The organism is Aurantimonas sp. A2-1-M11 (assembly GCF_036549475.1).
Classification (GTDB): domain Bacteria; phylum Pseudomonadota; class Alphaproteobacteria; order Rhizobiales; family Rhizobiaceae; genus Aurantimonas.
Genome location: NZ_JAZHLI010000039.1, coordinates 24,918 through 43,196, shown reverse-complemented (window position 1 = coordinate 43,196; position 18,279 = coordinate 24,918). Strand labels below are relative to the sequence as shown.

Genomic DNA, 18,279 nt, shown 5'->3' with positions numbered 1-18,279 from the left:
ATCGAGCGGCTGAACGGCGAGATCAAGCGGCGCACCGACGTCGTCGGCATCTTTCCCAACGATGAGGCCATCCAGCGCCTCGTCGGCGCGCTGCTGCTCGAGCAAAATGATGATTCGCCAGTGAGCGCCCCCATCTCCGACCACCGGAGAAGTACGGCGTAGGCGACGGCATACAGCAGGATCTCGCACGTATGGATGACGAGCAGGCCCAGAAAGATCGCGATCACCGTCAGGTTCGGGCGCACCAGGTCGCGGCCCGTTGATCGGTCGAGTATTCGAAGTGCTACGTGGTGGAAAACGCTCAGGAGACTGACCAGCATCAACCCGACCAACAGTGCCATGAACGCTCCTTAGCGGTGTCATAGGAAACGAGACGGTTAGCTATGCCGGCAGGAGCACGGGGCGCAACGGCCGTCGAGATCACGGTCTCTTAATCGGTTTCAGCCGAAATCGCAGGATGGTGAAGCGTCCCCGTCCTCCGAAGTCGATCGGCCTCCAGCAGGAGCCGGATGTTGTTGCCCGTAGCAAGGCGCCGAGGCCGCGCAATCCCAGGCAGCCGCAGCTTCCTTTCGATCGGATGCCGGACCGGGTGGAGCCATGCCTCGCATTGTTGGCGGCCGAGCCTCCGGTAAGTCCAGACTGGGCCTTCGAGGTGAAATGGGATGGTTACCGGCTAGCGGTCCACCTCGATCGCGGACAGGCGCGGGTGCTGACCCGCAATGGCCATGACTGGACTGCCCGGTTCCCTGCAATTGCATCGGCAGCGACCGAACTCGATGCCCCATCCCTAATTCTGGACGGTGAGGCTGTGGTCCTTGATGATCAAGGGCGGTCGGACTTCTCCGGGCTTCAGAAGGCGCTTGGTGGACGCGGCGGCAAGCGCATCACCGGCGACGAAATAGTTTTTTACGCGTTCGACCTCCTTTATTTCGACGGTCACGACATCACCGGAATGGCGCTCGTCGAGCGCCGGCATCTGCTTGAGGATCTGCTTCAGGGTGACACCGGAACCATCCGGTTGTCGGAAGAGGTCCACGCCGAGGGGGCCGACCTTCTGCGGATCGCTTGCGAACACGGGTTGGAAGGAATCATCGCGAAGCATCGTGACAAGCCGTACCGAAGCGGCCGCCGCGGCGATTGGCTCAAGATCAAGTGCATCCAGAGCGACAGCTTCGTCGTCATTGGCTACGAGTTGTCGAGCAAGGTCCGCGGTGCGATCGCGAGCCTTCTTCTCGCAGCCAGAGAGGGCAACGATCTCAAATATGTCGGCTCGGTCGGTACCGGCTTCAAAGGCGACCAGGTGCGCGAGCTGAAGCTATTGCTGGACGGGATGATGACGGAGCGGCCGCCATATGCGCCTAGCGGGAAGAAGCTCGTCTTTGTGCAATCCGATCTGATTGCTGAGATCGAGTACCGCGGCTGGACCGGAGACAGCAAGCTCCGACACGCGTCATTCAAGGGGCTGCGTGAGGCGGCGGATCATGCCGACGTCCTCCTCATACCGGCAAGAAACGCGCCATAGTTCCGCACCTGAGGTGACATCAACCGCCTCCAACCCCTCCTGTACAATTCCGGTTTCAAGACAGCGGAGGCACGGCTCGCCCGGGTTCTGGCCCGTCCCTCCGCACTCCGGACAGAGTTTTCTCCGCTTCCGGTAGTCCCAGGCGCCCCTTCATCGCCCGGCTTCAGGAGATCGGTCTTACCATCCGGCGAATTGCTCATGACACCGCTCGACGAAATTCAACAAACTTCGGGACATCTCCGGGTGTGACGGCGAGGACAGTTGCGCCACTATCCAAGATCTAGAGGGGGCTCAGTCGTCACTGAAGGCGGAGCCAGTCGTATCCGTAGGCTCCGAGGCGCAGCGTCGTTCCGCCGTCCGTTGGGTTGATGTCGACCGCCGCATTCAGCAGAGGCAGGACGTCCGCATCGCCGATGATCTTTGTGCAGTCGATCGTCACGGGCCGGTCCGCCAGATTGTGCAATGTCAGCACACTACCTCCGCGCCATGTCGCGACAAGCGCAACGACCGATGTCTCGCCGGTGTCGACGACGCGGCAGTCGCCCCAGCCGATCTCCCTTGCGCCGCGCCGCGCGCGGATCAGCCTCTGGGATGTCGAGAAGATGCTTTCCGTGTCTATCCTCTGGCGATTGGCATGGACATGGGCGTAGGAGAAGGGGCCATCGGCGACGGGCTGACGCACGCAGTCCTCGGCGGGCGCCGTCGAGAAGCCACCATTCGCACCGCTCGTCCACTGCATGGGGGTCCGCACCGCCTTGCGCTCCGGCAGATCGAGATTATCGCCCATTCCGATCTCGTCGCCGTACCAGATCACCGGCGTGCCCGGCAGTGCCAGCATCAGGCTGATCGCCATCGCAATCCTGCGTTCGTCACCGCCGAGCATCGGCGCAAATCGTCGACGGATGCCTCGGTCGTAGAGTTGCATCGACTTGTCCGGACCGAATGCAGCGAAGACCTCCTGCCGCTCCTCGGTGGAGAGGCGCCCGAGGTCGATCTCGTCATGATTGCGCAGGAAGGTTGCCCACTGACCGATCTCCGGAATGTCCGGCAGGTTCCGAAGCAGCGATCGAAGCGGCTCTCCGTCGCCGCGGGCCAGCGCCAGAAACAGCGTCTGATTGAGCGGAAAATTGAAAATGAGATTGAGCCGATCCCCATCGCCGAAATAGTCTTGGGCCTTGCTCATCGGAATGTTGGCCTCGGCGAGGAGGATCGCCTCGGCCCGCCGCCAGGAGAGGAACTGACGCATCTCGGTCAGGTAGTCGAAGGGCGATAGACCATCACCGGGCTTCTTCAGGTCCTCTATGATGAACGGTACGGCATCGATCCTGAAGCCCGACACGCCGAGTTCCAGCCAGAAGCCCATGATGCGCTGGATCTCCTCCCGCACCGCCGGATTGGCGATGTTGAGGTCGGCCTGGTGCTTGTAGAAGCGGTGGAAATAGTAGGCCTTGCGCTTCTGGTCGAAGGTCCATGTGGATTCTTGGACACCGGGAAAGATCACCCCTTCGTCGGCGTCCTTCGGCTTCTCTTTGCTCCACAGGTACCAGTCGCGATAGACTGGGTGGCCCGCCCGGCTTGCCTGGAACCAGGGGTGATCGATCGAGGTGTGGTTGACCACCAGATCAACGATCACCTTCAGTCCCCGGTCTCGTGCTGCGTTGGCGAACTCTACGAAATGCCCGAGGTTGCCCAGCCGCGGATCGACGCCGTAATAATCCGTGATGTCATAGCCGTTGTCGCGGTCGGGCGTGGGGTAGAAGGGCAAGAGCCAGATGCAGGTTGCCCCAAGTGCCTCGATGTGGTCGAGGCGGTCGGCCAGGCCCCGAAAGTCGCCGATGCCGTCGCCATCGGAGTCGAGGAACGCGTCGACGTCAACGCAGTAGATGACGGCGTTTTTGTACCAGAGATTCAGCATCGGGCCTCCTGTGGTCGAGATTTCGACCAGCGCGCACGGGGACGTTCGAGTTCAACAATATATGGCGTCCCAATGGATGTCGGTTGCCGAGGGTCTACGTTAGCCATGGTGGCCGGCTTGGTGCAATTCCGACAGTTGGCTGCAGCAGGAACGTTGCGAAAGACACTCGTGGGGTCGCTCATGCCCAAGGTTGCCGTGATCACCGGTGCGGGAGCAGGTGCCGGTCGCGCCGTAGCGCTCGAATTTGCCAGGAACGGCTATGACGTCGGCCTCCTCGCCCGCAGCCGCGAACGCCTCCAAGATCTTGCCGCTGAGATCGAAGCGACCGGACGGCGGGCTGTCGCGGTTCCGACGGACGTTGCCGATGCAGCGGCGGTGGACGAAGCGGCATCCCGGGTGGAAACCGAACTCGGACCGATCGACACCTGGGTCAATGTCGCCATGGCGACGGTGTTCTCACCGGTCGCAGATTTGACCGCCGAGGAGGTCCGCCGCGCGACCGATGTCACCTATCACGGCCAGGTCCACGGCATGCTCTCCGCCCTGAAGCGCATGCGACGGCACGGGCGTGGCACGATTGTTAATATCGGCTCCGCCCTCGGCTACCGTTCGGTGCCGCTGCAGGCGCCCTATTGCGCGGCCAAGGCGGCGATCCGCGCTTTTTCCGACTCGCTGCGATCAGAGATCATCCATGATGGCCTCGATATTCGCGTCGTCGTCTGCCAGTTGCCGGCGGTGAACACGCCTCAGTTTGACTGGTCGCTGAACAAGACCCCGTGGCGGGCGCAACCGGTGCCGCCAATCTTCCAGCCGGAGACCGTCGCGAGGGCGATCTTCGAAGCGGCCGAGAGCGGCACCCGCGAGGCCTGGATCGGCCATTCCAGTATCCGGGCGATCCTCGGCAACATGGTTGCGCCGGGCCTTCTCGACCGCTTTCTCGCGCGTAAGGGCTATAGCGGCCAATTGACCAAAGAGCCCAGGAATCCCGACGCCCCGGCCAATCTCTTCGCACCGGCGCCAGGCCATTCCAGCGCCCGAGGCCGCTTTTCCAGCCGCGCTTCGAACCGCAGGCTACTCGTTCTCACTCAGAGCGATCGGACAGCAATTAAGCTCGGCTTGGCGACCATCGGGGCGTTGGGGTTGGCAGTGATTCTCAAGACCCTCAGAAGGAGCCCAGCAGATCGAAAGAGACTTCGATAAAAGCCGCTTCTCTCTGCTGCGCCCTGTCCGGCTCCGGCCCGCCCATCGCGCTCGCACACCAGGATCGACAGGGGAGAATGGCGCATGCGTGCGAAATGCGCATCACGATCGTCTGAAATCAGCGCTCACGATGGAATGAATCGACGCTCACGATCAGCGAAATTCGCATCTATGGTGACTGTTGACGAAGTCCGCAATAAGATCGCTCATATGCCGATTTCGGCCCATCGGCTGCTGCAACCTCGTCGGAGGCGATAAAGATGATCAAGGAGGACAGCGGTGCGCACAATTGTACCACTGTCGAGGACGCTATGCTCCCGCTGAATATGGACGGAGACCTGCTCGACGTCATCGATAAAAGCGGCGGCGGAGCGGAGGTTACCAAGGCAGACTTGATGCGGTCGAACGGTGCGGTGCACGTCATCGACTTTATTCTGATGCCGAAATGAAGGCCCCAGACCACGCCCCCCCATGAGATCTACGCGGTCTGAGCCTACGTATTGAACCTCAGCGGCATCGTTCCGGATGACGCGGTTACGGACAAGAAGGGCCTGAAGCCCGCGAGAGTGGACAAAATCTGACAGTTGATAAGAGTCCGAAGACAGATTCCGCGGTGCCGGCAGGCGGGCACCGGCTGGGACGAGGGCAAGAAATGGCGGCTTCGGTCACCATCTGGCGGCCATTGGCGCTCCGGCGTCTCCGATCCGGCGCGCGTGGCAGAGAAGACAGCAGGCCCACCACGGTTTAGCAGGCCGTTACCCACCATATCCGAGCAGCGCCGGGAAGGTGAGGGTCAGCTGCGGAATGTAGGTCACCAGCAAGAGGACCACGACCAACGGAATGAAGAACGGTACCAACGCGCGTGCCAATCGAGCGACCGGCAGCTGCGCCACATCCGCCACCACGAAGAGGCACAGCCCCACCGGCGGCGTGATCAACCCGATCATCAGATTCAGCACCATGACGACGCCCAGGTGAATTGGATCGATCCCTAGAAGAGTCGCCGAGGGCAAGAGCACCGGCGCAAGCATGATGATCACCGGTGCCGACGCCATAAAGCAGCCCAAGACGAACAGAATCAGGTTCACCAGCAGCAGGAACACCCACGGTTCGGCCGAGAAGCCGATAATGGCCTCGGCCAAATGAATGGGAATTTGCTCGGCGGTCAGGATCCACCCCAGGAGGGCGCTCGCAGCGATGATAAACAGGACGTTTGCCGAACTGCGCGCCGTCTCCATCACCAATTCCGGTACGTCGCTCCAGCGAACGGTGCGATAAACGAACTTCCCGAGAATAAAGGCATACAGAACGGCAAACGCTCCCGCTTCGGTCGGCGTGAACACGCCGCCCAGAATGCCGCCGATGATGATAACCGGCGTCATCAGCGCGAGGAACGCGTGAGTGAAGGAAGCGCCGAGTTCTACGAAAGTGAACGGTTGGGAGCGACCATAACCCCTTCTCACCGAATAGATGGCGACCATCACCATCAGCGCGCCGCCCATGAGAAGGCCCGGGACGAGCCCCGCAGCGAAAAGGCCGCCGATGGATACGCCCGCCGTCAGGCCGTAGATGACGAAAGAGATGCTTGGCGGGATTATCGGTCCGATCGTCGATGACGCTGCAGTCAGGGCAGCAGCGAATTCGACATCGTAGCCGTCCTCCCTCATCGCCTTGATCTCGATCTTTCCGAGCCCGCCAGCATCGGCCACAGCCGATCCGGACATGCCGGCAAAGAGCATGCTGGCAACGACATTCACATGGCCGAGCCCGCCGGGCACGGCCCCGACGATCGCCTTGGCGAGGCGGAAGATGCGGTCGGTGATCCCGGCATGGTTCATCAGCTCGGCTGCAAGCATGAAGAACGGGATGGCCAGTAGCGGGAAGGAGTCGATACCGGTCGCTACCCTTTGGGCGGCGATCAGCGGGTCCATGCCCATGACCAGCACCACATAGGCAAGACCGACCACCACCATGACCGCAGCGATTGGCATGCCTGCCGCCAGGAGCAAGAAGAAGACGAGGAGAAAGGTCATTACTGATCCCTCAGATCGCGCGATGCGGTCGGATCATCAGCCCGGATGTCGCCGCGCAGAGCATGACGGGCATCGTGGACCGCGTGGATCAACAGATGCAGGACGAGAATGCCGACACCCGCAGGCAGGCTCAGATAGATGGCGGAATAGGGAATTTTCAGCGCCGTCGAGGTCTGGTTCGCGGCCAGCCCCATCAACCGGATACCCAGCCAGGCGAGATAGGCGAAACCCAGCGCCGCAACGAACTGCATCAGCGCGGAGAGCGCCAGGCGCATGCGAGGAGGGGCCAGCACGAGAAAGGCGTCCACCTTCATCAGCCGCCGACCGGCAGCCAGATGCGCCGCCGTCATGAACGTCACCCAGAACAGCGAGATCTGGGCCACCTCCTCGGTCCAGCCGAGCGAGTAGCCGAAGAAATAGCGGGAGATGACCTGCAGCCAAGCCGACGACACCATGGCGAGAAAGGCAATGATGATTACGAACGTGACCAGACGGTTGAGCACGGCGAGCGCGCGCGCCGGCCCTGGTAGGTCCGCGGTGGACAATGGCATGTGTTCGCCTCTCGAGCGCAGCAGGTGTCTAAAGGACAGATTGGCGGAACGCGCCGGCGTCGGCCGCGCGTTCCGCCAAAGGGGCTACATGGACTTGGCAGCCTCGAACACATCATTGCCAATCACGTCACGATAGGCCTCGTGGACCTCATCGGCACGCTCTTTGAACCCCGACACGTCAGGGTCCTCGACGATTGTCATGCCCTGCTCACGCAGCAGTTCAACATATTCGCCGCTCATCTGGCTCATTTTTTCCGCGTGCCGGCGTTCGGCGTCGACTGCCGCGTCCACAATCACCTTACGATGCTCTTCACTCAGGCTGTCGAGAAACTTCGTGCTGGCGTTCAGGAAGAGCCGCGTCTGCATGTGCTCTGTCAGTGAGAGGTTCTTGGCCACCTCATAGATTTTCCAATCATGCATGACTTCGATCGGGTTCTCCATGCCATCGACCGTGCCGGTCTTCAGCGCCAGGAAGAATTCTGAAGACGACAAGGGCGTCGGCTGCACGCCGAAAGCCCGCCAAGTATCCATGTAGATGTCGATGCGAGGGACCCGGATTTTCAGATCCTGAATGTCCTCGACCGAATTCACCTCGGTCTCTTTGGTGGCAAGAATACGCGGATTGCGATTGAGAAAGGCGAGCGTACGGACATCGGTTTGCTCGGCCATGTCGCCCACCCAACCTTGCGCAGTATCGCTGGAAAGAAAGGTGTTCAGGTGATCCTGATCGCGCCAAAAGTAGGGTAAGTTGATGATGGACCATTTCGGATAGAAGTTCGACACGATCTCGCCGTTGAGGGCGAGTTCGGTCAGGCCGCCCTGCAGCTGCTCGAAAACCTCGCGATCCTTACCCAGAGTAGAGTTCGGAAAGATCTTGATGGTGATCTCGCCATCAGTCTCGTCCTTCACCTGCTCAGCGAACTCGACGAGGGTTTCATGGCGTGGGTCGTTGATGGGCGCAAGATGCGCCAGGCTGATCTCGCGTGCCTCGGTCTGTGCTGAGAGCACTCCACTCAGCAGCATGGCCATTGCGACCGTTGTTTTTTTCATGATCGATCTCCTCCCTAGAGCTTGATGGGCCACAAACTGAGAGGAAGCGGAATACGACGTGCACGCTGTCAGCCGCCGATACGCTTCTCCGCGCAACCCATTCCACAGTATGTCTATAAGCCAACGCATTCGTCAATGCATACGTAATGAAATCCGAGATGCCGATCCGAGCGCCAATTCCAGATTGTGCGACAACAGCCGCGCGGGGCGAGGTTCGGGGAATCTGCAAATTTTGTAGGATCGGTCAGCTCCGTGGCGGCGATCAGGAAATCGCCAACTTCGGCGCCGGTATCGGGTCGGGCGTTATGCGAAATGCCGTCAGCCGGGACAGCAACTCCCCCCTCGAGGCCGAGGTCTGTGCTCAGGCCCGGCGGCGAACGCGCGACCAGGCTCGTCGAAGCCACTCGTTCTGCCGCTGGCGCATGCGGCGATAGGCGGGAAGCTGCAACAGCACCATCAGCACGATGGCAAGGATCAGGATGAGGCTGACCGGCCGCAAGAAGAAGCCGGTGATGTCGCCCTGCCCCACCATCAGCGCGCGGCGAAGATTGGTGTCGGCCATCGGTCCAAGGATCACCCCGATCACCAGCGGTGCAATGGGATACTCCATCTCAGTCAGGAGATAGGCAGCGAGCCCGACCAGAATCATCAGATAAAGGTTGAAGATGCTGAGACCGAGTGCATAGGAGCCCAGTACGCTGACCACGGCGACGATCGGCATGAAGAGGGTGGTCGGGATGCTGAGCACCCGGATCACCTGCCGGGCGAGGAAAATGCCGTTCAGCCACATGGCCAGCGATGCCAGTACCATGATCGCGGCCAGTTCGGTCAGGAATGTGGGACGCTCGATGGAGACCATTGGTCCCGGCGTCAGCCCATGCAGCATGAGCGCGCCGAGCAGCATCACAGCCGGCGGGCTACCGGGAATACCAAGGGTGACCAACGGGATCAGCGCACCGCCGATACAGGCATTGTTGGCGGTCTCCGCGGATATGAGCCCGGCGGGCTCGCCCTTGCCGAAATTTTCCGGCGTCTTCGAAATGCTCTTGGCGGTGCCGTAGGACACCCAGCCGGCAATGTCCTCACCGATGCCGGGAACCGCGCCAATGCCGACGCCGATCAGACCGGAGCGAACGATATGGCGAAGGTTGCGGAAGATAGTCCCGAAGTCGGGCAGGACCCGACCGACCTTTTGGATCGGCCCGGCGATGTGCCGCTCCTGCAGGGACCGGATGATCTGCGGAACGGCGAAGGCGCCGATGAGAACCGGTACGACCTCAAGGCCGGAATCCAGCTCCGGGAAACCAAAGGTGAAGCGCGGGAAAAACATTAGGAGATCGCGCCCGACCGTTGAGAGCGCCAGCCCAATGAAACCTGCGATCCAGCCCTTGAGGACAAGGTCGGGGCTGGTCAAGGTTCCGGAGATCAGGATGCCGAACAGGGCGAGGACAAAGAATTCGTAGGAGGTGAACTGCAATGCCAGCTCGACGATCAGCGGCGCCGAGACGACCAGCGCGAGCATGCCAAGGATGGTCCCGATGAAGGAAGCCGTCGTGGTTAGTCCCAGGGCGCGACCGCCTTCGCCCCGTCGCGCCATGGGATAGCCGTCGAGGGCTGACGCGGCGGAGGCTGCGGTGCCTGGAATGTTCATCAGGATGGCGGAATAGGAGCCGCCATAGACCGCCCCCACGTACATTGCCAGGAGTGCGATGAGGGCCACGTCCAGATCGAAGCCATAGGTGAGCGTCGCCAGCAGTCCGACGCCGAGGGTCGCCGTCAGCCCCGGCAAAGCCCCGAAGACAATCCCCAACAAGCTGGATCCCATGAGGATGATCCAGTTCGACGGGTTCGCCAGCAGCCCGCCGAGAGCGGCAAAGAACGAACCAAAGGAATCGATGAGCCACATGAGGATCGCCTAGAAGGTGGAGCGGAGCAGCGCCCGGACGTGATCGGTTCCCACGATCGTCAGTCCTTCGTGAGGGAGCGGCACCAGGAGCCCGTATTTGAACACGATGCCGAGGATCAAAGGCGCCAGGAGGCTGAGGACGACGCATTGCCGTGCATGTCGGGCGACATCCTCGGGCGTGCGGTCGACCACCAGGAGCATGGCGCTGGCACCGAAGACGGCCAGCCAGATGGCCGCGTCGACGATCAGGGCACCGGATGTCCGTATACCGGTCTCGTAGCCGAGAGATGCCGCCCCTCCGATGGCCAGGACGACAATGAAGAACAAGGCGAGGATCAGCCTGCTGGCTGCGGAGGCGGTCAGGTGGAAGAGAGTCGTGAAGGCCAGCAGGAACAGCGCCGTTGCGGCGACGAAGTCGACGCGCGGAACAAGGCCGTAGACATAGCCCACGAGCAGCGCGGCGGTCAGCCAGAAGGTGGCGCTGCGCTCGGACATGCGGCCTGGACGCAGATGCCGGATCGAGGCCATGGCCGCTTCGGTCCCGCCATTCCTGCGCGCCCGCGCCAGAAGCATCAGGCTGAGAACGATCAGGCCGGTGGCAATGATGAGCGGAAACAGGGCCGGCGAAACGTACCAGGCATTGCGCACGCCCGCGTAAGTGCCTTGTAGGGGATAGGAGAGCGACCCTGCGAGCATGGCTGTCGCCGAGCCTAGAATGACGAGGCCTGCCCAGAAATCTGCGCGTGCGTCCTTCAGCGAGCGATTTGGATCCATGCCCTGCAACGCTCCTCACGATATTCGTATTTGCCGGAAGCGGAGCGGCATTGCCCCCCCGCCCCTTTTGTCGCGTCGGTCCGGAAGCCGTTACGGACGCGGAATGCCCAGCTTCTCCGGGCTGACGGTCGTCGCGCCGAGATCGTCGAGCGTCCAGGCGAACAGCGATTCCAGCCGGTTCATTTCAGCACTCGCCTCCTCGCCGGTCAGGCCGGAGAGGGTATAGTGGTTGTCCGCGGCCCATTTGACGACGGCATCGGAAGCCATCGCTGCATCAAAGGCGCTGGTGAGCTTGGCCTTCACGTCGTCAGGCGTATCCGCCCGCACCGCCAGGCCGATCGCCTGCTTGATCGGCAGCGTGTCCGTCAGCCCCGGATAGGCATCGAAGGCCGAAGGGATGGTGCCGATACCGTCGAGTTCGGTCGCGTCCGGCACGAGCATGGCCAGCGGCCGCAAGCGTCCGGCCTGGATCAGCTGCTGCTGTTCGGCGAGCGAAGTAACGACCAAAGTAACCTCGCCGGAGATCGCGGCATTCTGCGCCGGAGCCGAGCCAGTGTACGGAATGAAATTGAACTCTGCCCCCGTACCCTTTTGCAGGGCCAGTAAATTGAGATGATGGATCGAGCCGGCTGCGCTCGCGCCGGCGCGAATTGTACCGGGCGCTTCCTTGGCCGCCGCGATCACCTCCTCAAGGGTCTGGTACGGCGCGTTCGCCGACACCGAGATGATTTCCGGCGAACCGCCGACGAGGAAGAAGTCCCATACGTCCATACGCTGATCCCAGCCGCCCTGCACACCGGCCGTAACAACCGATTCCGAAATGCCGGCCAGCGTGTAGCCATCGGCTGGCTGCGAATGAACGTAGCTCATCCCGACCGAACCACCGACACCGCCGGTGCGGTTGGAGACATTGATATTGACGCCGAGATCGTCCTGCATCTCTGCCGAGATCAGACGGTTGAGCGTATCGGTGCCACCGCCCGCCGCCCAGACGACGACATTGGAGATATCCCGATCCGGGTAATCCTGCGCCGCTGCGGGCATTGCCAAGGCACCGGTCAGGAGCGCTACAGCTCCCGCAATTTTCCAGTCAAGCATATGATTTTCCTCCCGTTAAGACTTCTACTCGGCATCCCTCCAACCTCCCAGTCGGAGCAATTTCCATACATTGTATGCGCTTATGTATTAGTCTACGAATAGGATACTGCTCTTTCATATCCTTGTCGAGGTCGTTTGATGCTCAGTCTTTCCGGGATCACCTTTCACGGGCACGGGCTGAACCGGCCCGAATGCGTCCTGACCCACCAGTCCGGCTTACTGCTCACGGCCGACTGGACCGACGGGGGCGGCGTCGCGATCATCGAGCCCTCCGGACGGGTCAGTCGGCATCTGGCGCGCAATCCACCGCGGCCATTGCGGCCCAACGGCATCGCGCTGGAACGTGGCGGCAGCATCCTTCTAACCGAGCTCGGCGCGGAGACCGGCGGGGTCTGGCGCCTCCACCCCGACGGCATGACGGAGCCAGTCCTGCTCGAAGTCGAGGGCGCACCGCTGCCGCCGGCCAATTTCGTGCATCTGGACGCGGCCGGCCGCATGTGGGTGACGGTCAGCACCCGCATGATGCCACGCCACCTTGCAGCCCGCGGCGATGTCGCGGACGGCTTCATCGTTCTCGTCGAGGATGGCCGCGCCAGGATCGTCGCCGACGGGATCGGCTTCAGCAACGAGTGCCTCGTCAGCCCGGACGGACGCCATCTCTACGTCAACGAGACGTTCGCGCGGCGCCTGACCCGATTCACCATCCGAGACGGCGGGCTGCATGGGCAGCACGTGGTCACCTCCTTTGGCCCGGGCACCTACCCCGACGGCATGACATTCGATTGCGAAGGTCATCTCTGGATCACGAGCATCGTCAGCAACCGTGTGATCAGGGTCAGCCCCGACGGCGAGCAGACTCTCGTCCTGGAAGACGCCGATCCCGATCACGTCGCGCATGTGGAGGAGGCCTACGCCACGAACAGCATCGAGCGGTCGCATCTCGACACGATGAAGAGCCGCAAGCTGCGGGCGATCTCCAGTCTCGCCTTCGGCGGGCCGGACCTCAGGGTCGCCTATCTCGGCTGCCTGCAAGGGGAGTCCATCGCAAGCTTCGAGTGCCCGATCGCAGGCGCTGCGCCTGTGCACTGGGCCCTGCCCATCGATGCGCTGCAGCGGCGGATCGCCGATTTGCCCGCCCTGGCACCGACGCCATCATGACACCCATCGCCAAGGAACCCCGCCCATGAGCAAACTTCGTGTCGCGACCATCGGCGCCGGCTATTTCAGCCGCTTTCACCACGACGCCTGGTCGCGCATCGACGATGCGTCGCTTGTCGCGGTTTGCGATCAGGACGCGGCGAAGGCGCGCGAGTATGCCGATCGCTGGTCGGTTCCTAACGTCTACACCGACGTCGACGCCATGCTGGACACGGTGCGTCCGGATCTCGTTGATATCATCACGCCGCCGCACACGCATCTGGAGCTGATCCGCAAGACCACGGGACGGAAGATCCCGACGGTCTGCCAGAAAGCCTTCTGCACTGGTATCTCCGAGGCCGAAGAGGCGGCCAAGCTTGCGGCCGACGCGCAGACGCTGCTCGTGGTGCACGAGAATTTCCGTTTCCAGCCGTGGTATCGGGAGATCCGCCGCCAGATCGAAGCCGGACGGGTCGGCACCGTCTACCAGGCTGGATTCCGCATGCGTCCCGGCGATGGGCAGGGGCCACGCGCCTATCTCGACCGACAGCCCTATTTCCAGAAGATGGAGCGGTTCCTCGTCCATGAGACCGCAATCCACTTCGTCGACACGTTCCGCTACCTGTTCGGGCCGGTGGACGCGGTAATGGCGCGGCTCACCCGCCTGAACCCCGTGATCGCCGGCGAGGATGCGGGTTTCATCCTGTTCGAATTCGCGAACGGCGTCCGCGCCATGTTCGACGGCAACAGGCTCGGGGATCATCTCGCCGACGACCGCCGCCTGACCATGGGGGAGATGCTGGTCGAGGGTTCGGAGGGCACGATCAGGCTCGACGGCTATGGCCGCCTGTTCTTCCGCTCCTTCGGCACCAACGTGAAGAGCGAGATCGCCTACGAGCGGAACATGGAGGGATTTGCCGGCGACAGCGTTCTTGCCTTGCAACGCCATGTTGTCGACCATCTCCTGCAGGGCACACCTGTCGTCAACACAGCTGCGGACTATCTGGCCAATCTGCGGATTGAAGCGGCGATCTATGCCTCGGCCGGCGATGGAATGTTAAAGACGGTACGAGATGATTCTTTTGCGGAAGGTGCCTTGTGACAACTGCGACAGAGACTGGCGCAACCGGATCCGTCGCGGATGAGCGGATCTCCTACGCCGAACGGGCGTATCGCGAGATCCGCAGGCTGATCCTGAACAACGAAATGCCCGCCGGCACGCATGTCCTGGAAAAGGAACTGTCGGTTCTTCTGGCAATGAGCCGTACGCCGATCCACGAGGCGATGATCCGACTGGCCGAGGAAGGCATGGTGGAGATCAAGCCGCGACACGGCATGCGGGTGCTGCCGGTCTCGGCCGACGACATGCAGGAAATCTACCAGATCCTGACGGCGCTGGAATCGGAGGCCGCGGAAGAGATCGCGCGCGAGGGCATCACGGACGAAGCCATGCAGTCCATGCGCCAGGCCGTCGACGACATGGACGCGGCGCTGAAGACGGAAGACCTTCTGGCCTGGGCACAGTCCGACGACCATTTCCATCGGCTGCTAATGGAGAACTGCCCGAACCGGCGCCTGCGCGCCCTCGTTTCGCAATTCCTTGCCCAGTCCCATCGCGTCCGCATGCTGACCCTGCGGTTGCGACCCAAGCCCGTGGGCTCGAACGAGGACCATGAAGCACTGCTCGACGCGATCGAACGGCGTGACGCCGATGCCGCCAGGCAGATTCACCGCGAACACAGGTTCCGCAACGGCCGGATGCTGGTCGGTCTGCTGCGGGATTACGGTTTGACGCAGCTCTAGAGACTGCAAAACTCCGGGCTGCCGGTTCGACACCCCATTCCGGACCGGCGTGGCGAGCCCCCTCGCCCGCCACGCCCCGTCGCGGGCGATCAGCCCGACGCGCCAGTCAGAAGCGTGAGCTCGGTCACGCGCTTGCCGGTTACCAGCGCCGCGGAGGCCTCATCGAACGCCTTGAAGTGCGGCGCAGCCAGATGCGCATCGAAGGCGGCGCGATCGGCATACACCTCGTAAAGCACGATGGAATAGGCGTCGTCGGCCTTGGCGCAAACGTCGAAGACGCGGCAACCGGGCTCGTCGGAGAGCGAGCGGCGGGCATTCTCCAAGATCAGGGCCTCGAACGCCGCATCGGCCCCAACCGCCAGCGCGAATTCGACGAGAATGACGTAAGGCGCGGCGCGATCCGTCTCGGGACCGTCACTCATTTCGCCGCTCCGATTTCCTCGATCACGGCGCGGGTGATCTCGCTGGTGCCGTCGCTCCCGCCGAACTCGAATGGCCGGATCCGTTCCGCATAGGCCCGATCTATCGCGTCTTCGAGGATGAGCGAGGCTTCGGTCAGCTTCTCCAGCTTGTGACGCGCGCCGAGCCAGTCGAGCATCATCGCTGTCGACAGGAGCATGGCCGTCGGATTGGCCTTGCCAGTGCCCACGATGTCGGGCGCGCTGCCATGGCTCGGCTGGAACAGCGCATGCTCGTCGCCGATCTCGGCGCAGGGCGCCAGGCCCATGCCGCCGACCAGTCCACCGCCGAGATCGGAGATTATGTCGCCGAACATGTTCTCCATGACCATGACGTCAAAGTCCCAAGGCTTGCGGATCAGATCCAGTGCCGTGGCATCGACATAGGCGGCGTCCGCCTCGACGCCTGCAAAGTTCGCCGCCCTTTCGCGGAAGATCTTGCGGAAGAAGGCCATCGCGACGAACACGTTCGACTTGTCGACGCAGGTAACGCGGCCCGGTCTGTTTCGCAGCTTCTGGCGCCGCTCGGCGAGACGGAAGGAGAAGTCGAAAAGCTTCTCGGTGGTCGCGCGCGTGATGACCATGGTCTCGCGTGCGATACTGTCGTTTTCCACCGTGCCCTTGCCGCGGGAGTAGAACAGGCCTTCCGTCGATTCGCGGATAATGACGAGATCGATGTCCTTGGCGCGCGGATCGACGAGCGGGCTGGGCGTATTGGGAAGGTGCCTGACGGGACGAACACCGGCGTAGAGGCCGAATTCCCGGCGCATCTCGAGATGCGGTGCGATCTCAGTGCCGTCGGGATAGCGGATGTCGGGCAGCCCCATGGCACCGAACAGGATCGCATCTGCGGTTCTCGTCGCCTGCGAAGCCTCGTCGGTCAAGGCGATGCCGGTTTGCTTGAAATAGGCCGCCCCGCCCGGATGCTGATTACGGGCAATGCGAAAGCCGCAGCGCGCCTCCAGGGCATCCAAAACGGCCAGACCGCTTTCCATTACCTCGACGCCGATTCCGTCACCGGGAAGCACCACGATCTGCAGATCACTCATCCGAATACTCCTGTCGCCACTGCCTCGCCACTGTCTACGGCGTAGTCTCATTTAATGAATGCGTCAATGCATGCATTAAATGAGACTGGAGGATGCAGTGCGGCAAACGCTTCTGAAGAGCAACGAAGCAGCTGGGAGCGATTTTCCAGGAGTTGAAGCTGCATGCGACGTCTTTCCGAACGAGATCGGGTCTCAGACCCGTAGCCTGTCGGATACGGCCAAATGCTTCCTCTTCGGATCTGGTAAAACGATTGACTGAATCGTTTTTACGTTTATCGTGACAACATCATCGCAGAAGCGCAGGAATGGAAAATGCTGGAAATTGCCGCCGAGCAGGCAAAGAAAGACGATCACTCGCCCCGCTGGCAAGGCGCGATCGAAGCCATCGTCGGAGCCGGGCATACCAGCGCCTCCTTCGCCGATCGTCTGGCATACAGTCGGGACCGCACCCCCATCGCCACATTCAGCTTCCGATCCGGACGGACACCCGAAGCGATGCCGCGGGCAATCGTTCAGCCGGGAAGCGAGGCAGAAGTCGCACAGCTTGTTAAGGCGGCGAACGAGAACGGCTTCCCGCTCATTCCCTACGGCGCGGGATCCGGCGTCGTCGGAGGGGCCCTGCCCCTGAACGGCGAGGTGATGATCGACCTGAAACGTCTCGACGAGATCCGCGCGATGGATACCGTGAACGGGCTTGTGACGGTACAGGCCGGCATGAACGGGGGGCGCTTCGAGGAAGCGCTCAATCGTGAAGGATGGACCGCCGGCCACTATCCCCAGTCCATGTACATGTCGACGGTCGGTGGTTGGGCGGCCTGTCGCGGCGCGGGGCAGGCTTCCTCGAAATACGGAAAGATCGAGGACATCGTCGTCGGGCTGCGCGCCGTCATGCCGGACGGCGAAATCATGGAGGTCCGGCCGCTACCGCGCCGTGCTGTGGGCCCCGGTCTGCGCGATGTCCTGGTGGGCTCCGAAGGCACGCTCGGGATCATCACCGAACTCACCCTGCGGATCTGGCGGATGCCCAAGACCCGGGTTCCCGCTGTCGTCGCCTTCCCCGATCTTCCGTCCGCATGGAACGCGCTGCGCGAGATCACCCAGTCGGAATTGCGCCCGGAGATTGCTCGTCTCTACGACCTTGCAGAATCGCAGGAGCGGACCGGTCGGGCAGCACCATTCGACACCAGACCGTTCCTTTGCGTGCTGGTATTTGCGGGGCATCCGGACATCGTGGGCGCCGAACGCAGGCTCGCCCTCGACATCTGCACCCGCCAGGGCGCAGCGCTGTCGGACGACTTGGCTCCATACGAAAAATGGAAGGCGTCACGATACCAGTCCTATTCGCCAAAATTTCAGGCGAACAACTACTTCATGGACACGATCGAGATCACCGGCAACTGGACCGAACTCTCGGCGCTGTACGAGGAAATCGGTGGTGCGATCCGGGCCCTGCATCCCGATGCGCATTTCGGCGCTCACTGGTCGCACGTGTATCCGGAAGGTGCCTGTCAGTACATGACGGTCAGGTTCCCCGCACTCAGTGATGAGGAAGGTCTGCGCCTGCACAAGGAAGCGTGGCGACAGGCGCAGAGCATTTGCATCGCCAAGGGCGGAAGCATCAGCCATCACCATGGCGCCGGTTCATTCCGCAATCCCTGGCTTCCGGAGGAGCTTGGCCACGGCCACGGCGTCCTGCAGGCGATCAAGGACGCGCTCGACCCGAACAATGTTTGCAATCCCGGAAAACTCGCCCTTCGCCGGCGCAGCGAGAGCGAGGCGTAAT

At 62.2% G+C, this 18,279-nt stretch carries 18 protein-coding genes; 8 read left to right on the top strand and 10 right to left on the bottom strand.

The genetic code is table 11. The features are described 5' to 3' along the window. Both VQ042_RS16665 and ligD read left to right on the top strand, forming a co-directional pair. Positions 1 to 162: transposase (locus tag VQ042_RS16665; protein WP_331821300.1), on the top strand; the 162-nt coding region annotated here is incomplete at its 5' end. A 295-nt stretch (positions 163 to 457) separates the two neighbouring features. Further along, entirely contained in the window at positions 458 to 1,522 is a 1,065-nt protein-coding gene (gene ligD, locus VQ042_RS16660) for a non-homologous end-joining DNA ligase (protein WP_331821298.1), read from the top strand. A gap of 298 nt (positions 1,523 to 1,820) precedes the next feature. Here ligD and VQ042_RS16655 read toward each other — a convergent pair whose 3' ends face one another. Beyond that, entirely contained in the window at positions 1,821 to 3,437 is a 1,617-nt protein-coding gene (locus tag VQ042_RS16655; RefSeq protein ID WP_331821296.1) for an alpha-amylase family protein, read from the bottom strand. On the opposite strand from VQ042_RS16655, the gene VQ042_RS16650 reads away from it, so the two are divergent. Together VQ042_RS16650 and VQ042_RS16645 are read left to right on the top strand one after the other, a co-directional pair. After that, positions 3,321 to 4,637 (top strand): SDR family oxidoreductase, encoded by a 1,317-nt coding sequence (locus VQ042_RS16650; protein ID WP_331821294.1) that lies wholly within the window; start codon positions 3,321 to 3,323, stop codon positions 4,635 to 4,637. The genes VQ042_RS16655 and VQ042_RS16650 overlap by 117 nt on opposite strands. A 260-nt stretch (positions 4,638 to 4,897) precedes the next feature. Next, positions 4,898 to 5,086, top strand: a complete 189-nt coding sequence (locus VQ042_RS16645; RefSeq protein WP_331821292.1) for a fasciclin domain-containing protein — start codon at positions 4,898 to 4,900, stop codon at positions 5,084 to 5,086. Positions 5,087 to 5,392: 306 nt separating this feature from the next. On the opposite strand, the gene VQ042_RS16640 is transcribed toward VQ042_RS16645, so the two are convergent. From VQ042_RS16640 to VQ042_RS16615, 6 genes are all read right to left on the bottom strand, one after another. Then, positions 5,393 to 6,670: a TRAP transporter large permease gene (locus VQ042_RS16640; protein WP_331821290.1), complete on the bottom strand. Its 1,278-nt coding sequence runs from the start codon at positions 6,668 to 6,670 to the stop codon at positions 5,393 to 5,395. Continuing rightward, on the bottom strand, positions 6,670 to 7,221 hold the full coding sequence (locus VQ042_RS16635) for a TRAP transporter small permease (protein ID WP_331821288.1): 552 nt from the start codon (positions 7,219 to 7,221) through the stop codon (positions 6,670 to 6,672). The genes VQ042_RS16640 and VQ042_RS16635 overlap by 1 nt, the downstream gene beginning before the upstream one ends. Before the next feature lie 84 nt (positions 7,222 to 7,305). Beyond that, the gene (locus VQ042_RS16630; RefSeq protein WP_331821286.1) at positions 7,306 to 8,271 is read right to left on the bottom strand and encodes a TRAP transporter substrate-binding protein; all 966 of its coding nucleotides are present in this window, start codon (positions 8,269 to 8,271) and stop codon (positions 7,306 to 7,308) included. Positions 8,272 to 8,632: 361 nt separating this feature from the next. Continuing rightward, positions 8,633 to 10,177 carry a tripartite tricarboxylate transporter permease gene (locus VQ042_RS16625; protein ID WP_331821284.1) on the bottom strand — a complete coding sequence of 515 codons (1,545 nt, stop codon included), beginning with the start codon at positions 10,175 to 10,177 and terminating at the stop codon, positions 8,633 to 8,635. 9 nt (positions 10,178 to 10,186) lie between these two features. Further along, positions 10,187 to 10,951, bottom strand: a complete 765-nt coding sequence (locus tag VQ042_RS16620) for a tripartite tricarboxylate transporter TctB family protein (RefSeq protein WP_331821282.1) — start codon at positions 10,949 to 10,951, stop codon at positions 10,187 to 10,189. 90 nt (positions 10,952 to 11,041) lie between these two features. After that, complete coding sequence (locus VQ042_RS16615) at positions 11,042 to 12,049, bottom strand: Bug family tripartite tricarboxylate transporter substrate binding protein (protein ID WP_331821280.1); 1,008 nt, start codon at positions 12,047 to 12,049, stop codon at positions 11,042 to 11,044. Between the two features lie 138 nt (positions 12,050 to 12,187). Between VQ042_RS16615 and VQ042_RS16610 the strand changes: the two genes are divergently transcribed. From VQ042_RS16610 to VQ042_RS16600, 3 genes are read left to right on the top strand one after another with little or no spacing between them, the layout of a single operon-like run. Continuing rightward, the gene (locus VQ042_RS16610) at positions 12,188 to 13,207 is read left to right on the top strand and encodes an SMP-30/gluconolactonase/LRE family protein (protein ID WP_331821278.1); all 1,020 of its coding nucleotides are present in this window, start codon (positions 12,188 to 12,190) and stop codon (positions 13,205 to 13,207) included. A 25-nt stretch (positions 13,208 to 13,232) separates the two neighbouring features. Further along, on the top strand, positions 13,233 to 14,288 hold the full coding sequence (locus VQ042_RS16605; protein ID WP_331821276.1) for a Gfo/Idh/MocA family protein: 1,056 nt from the start codon (positions 13,233 to 13,235) through the stop codon (positions 14,286 to 14,288). Continuing rightward, on the top strand, positions 14,285 to 14,989 hold the full coding sequence (locus VQ042_RS16600; protein WP_331821274.1) for a GntR family transcriptional regulator: 705 nt from the start codon (positions 14,285 to 14,287) through the stop codon (positions 14,987 to 14,989). The genes VQ042_RS16605 and VQ042_RS16600 overlap by 4 nt, the downstream gene beginning before the upstream one ends. Before the next feature lie 89 nt (positions 14,990 to 15,078). Here the strand turns inward: VQ042_RS16600 and VQ042_RS16595 are convergent, their stop codons facing one another. From VQ042_RS16595 to VQ042_RS16585, 3 genes are all read right to left on the bottom strand, one after another. Then, on the bottom strand, positions 15,079 to 15,411 hold the full coding sequence (locus VQ042_RS16595) for a putative quinol monooxygenase (protein WP_331821272.1): 333 nt from the start codon (positions 15,409 to 15,411) through the stop codon (positions 15,079 to 15,081). Then, the gene (locus VQ042_RS16590; RefSeq protein ID WP_331821270.1) at positions 15,408 to 16,496 is read right to left on the bottom strand and encodes an isocitrate/isopropylmalate dehydrogenase family protein; all 1,089 of its coding nucleotides are present in this window, start codon (positions 16,494 to 16,496) and stop codon (positions 15,408 to 15,410) included. The genes VQ042_RS16595 and VQ042_RS16590 overlap by 4 nt, the downstream gene beginning before the upstream one ends. A 192-nt stretch (positions 16,497 to 16,688) precedes the next feature. Next, positions 16,689 to 16,898, bottom strand: a complete 210-nt coding sequence (locus tag VQ042_RS16585; RefSeq protein ID WP_331821268.1) for a hypothetical protein — start codon at positions 16,896 to 16,898, stop codon at positions 16,689 to 16,691. Positions 16,899 to 16,991: 93 nt separating this feature from the next. Here VQ042_RS16585 and VQ042_RS16580 point away from each other — a divergent pair, with 93 nt between their 5' ends. After that, the gene (locus VQ042_RS16580; RefSeq protein WP_331821266.1) at positions 16,992 to 18,278 is read left to right on the top strand and encodes an FAD-binding oxidoreductase; all 1,287 of its coding nucleotides are present in this window, start codon (positions 16,992 to 16,994) and stop codon (positions 18,276 to 18,278) included. Position 18,279 lies beyond the last annotated feature (1 nt).

Coding starts and splice junctions, on each gene's coding strand:
- ligD (WP_331821298.1), top strand. CDS start 458: ATGGTGAAGCGTCCCCGTCCTCCGAAGTCGATCGGCCTCCAGCAGGAG.
- VQ042_RS16655 (WP_331821296.1), bottom strand. CDS start 3,437: ATGCTGAATCTCTGGTACAAAAACGCCGTCATCTACTGCGTTGACGTC.
- VQ042_RS16645 (WP_331821292.1), top strand. CDS start 4,898: ATGATCAAGGAGGACAGCGGTGCGCACAATTGTACCACTGTCGAGGAC.
- VQ042_RS16640 (WP_331821290.1), bottom strand. CDS start 6,670: ATGACCTTTCTCCTCGTCTTCTTCTTGCTCCTGGCGGCAGGCATGCCA.
- VQ042_RS16635 (WP_331821288.1), bottom strand. CDS start 7,221: ATGCCATTGTCCACCGCGGACCTACCAGGGCCGGCGCGCGCGCTCGCC.
- VQ042_RS16630 (WP_331821286.1), bottom strand. CDS start 8,271: ATGAAAAAAACAACGGTCGCAATGGCCATGCTGCTGAGTGGAGTGCTC.
- VQ042_RS16625 (WP_331821284.1), bottom strand. CDS start 10,177: ATGTGGCTCATCGATTCCTTTGGTTCGTTCTTTGCCGCTCTCGGCGGG.
- VQ042_RS16620 (WP_331821282.1), bottom strand. CDS start 10,951: ATGGATCCAAATCGCTCGCTGAAGGACGCACGCGCAGATTTCTGGGCA.
- VQ042_RS16615 (WP_331821280.1), bottom strand. CDS start 12,049: ATGCTTGACTGGAAAATTGCGGGAGCTGTAGCGCTCCTGACCGGTGCC.
- VQ042_RS16610 (WP_331821278.1), top strand. CDS start 12,188: ATGCTCAGTCTTTCCGGGATCACCTTTCACGGGCACGGGCTGAACCGG.
- VQ042_RS16605 (WP_331821276.1), top strand. CDS start 13,233: ATGAGCAAACTTCGTGTCGCGACCATCGGCGCCGGCTATTTCAGCCGC.
- VQ042_RS16595 (WP_331821272.1), bottom strand. CDS start 15,411: ATGAGTGACGGTCCCGAGACGGATCGCGCCGCGCCTTACGTCATTCTC.
- VQ042_RS16590 (WP_331821270.1), bottom strand. CDS start 16,496: ATGAGTGATCTGCAGATCGTGGTGCTTCCCGGTGACGGAATCGGCGTC.
- VQ042_RS16585 (WP_331821268.1), bottom strand. CDS start 16,898: ATGCCCGGCTCCGACGATGGCTTCGATCGCGCCTTGCCAGCGGGGCGA.
- VQ042_RS16580 (WP_331821266.1), top strand. CDS start 16,992: ATGCCGCGGGCAATCGTTCAGCCGGGAAGCGAGGCAGAAGTCGCACAG.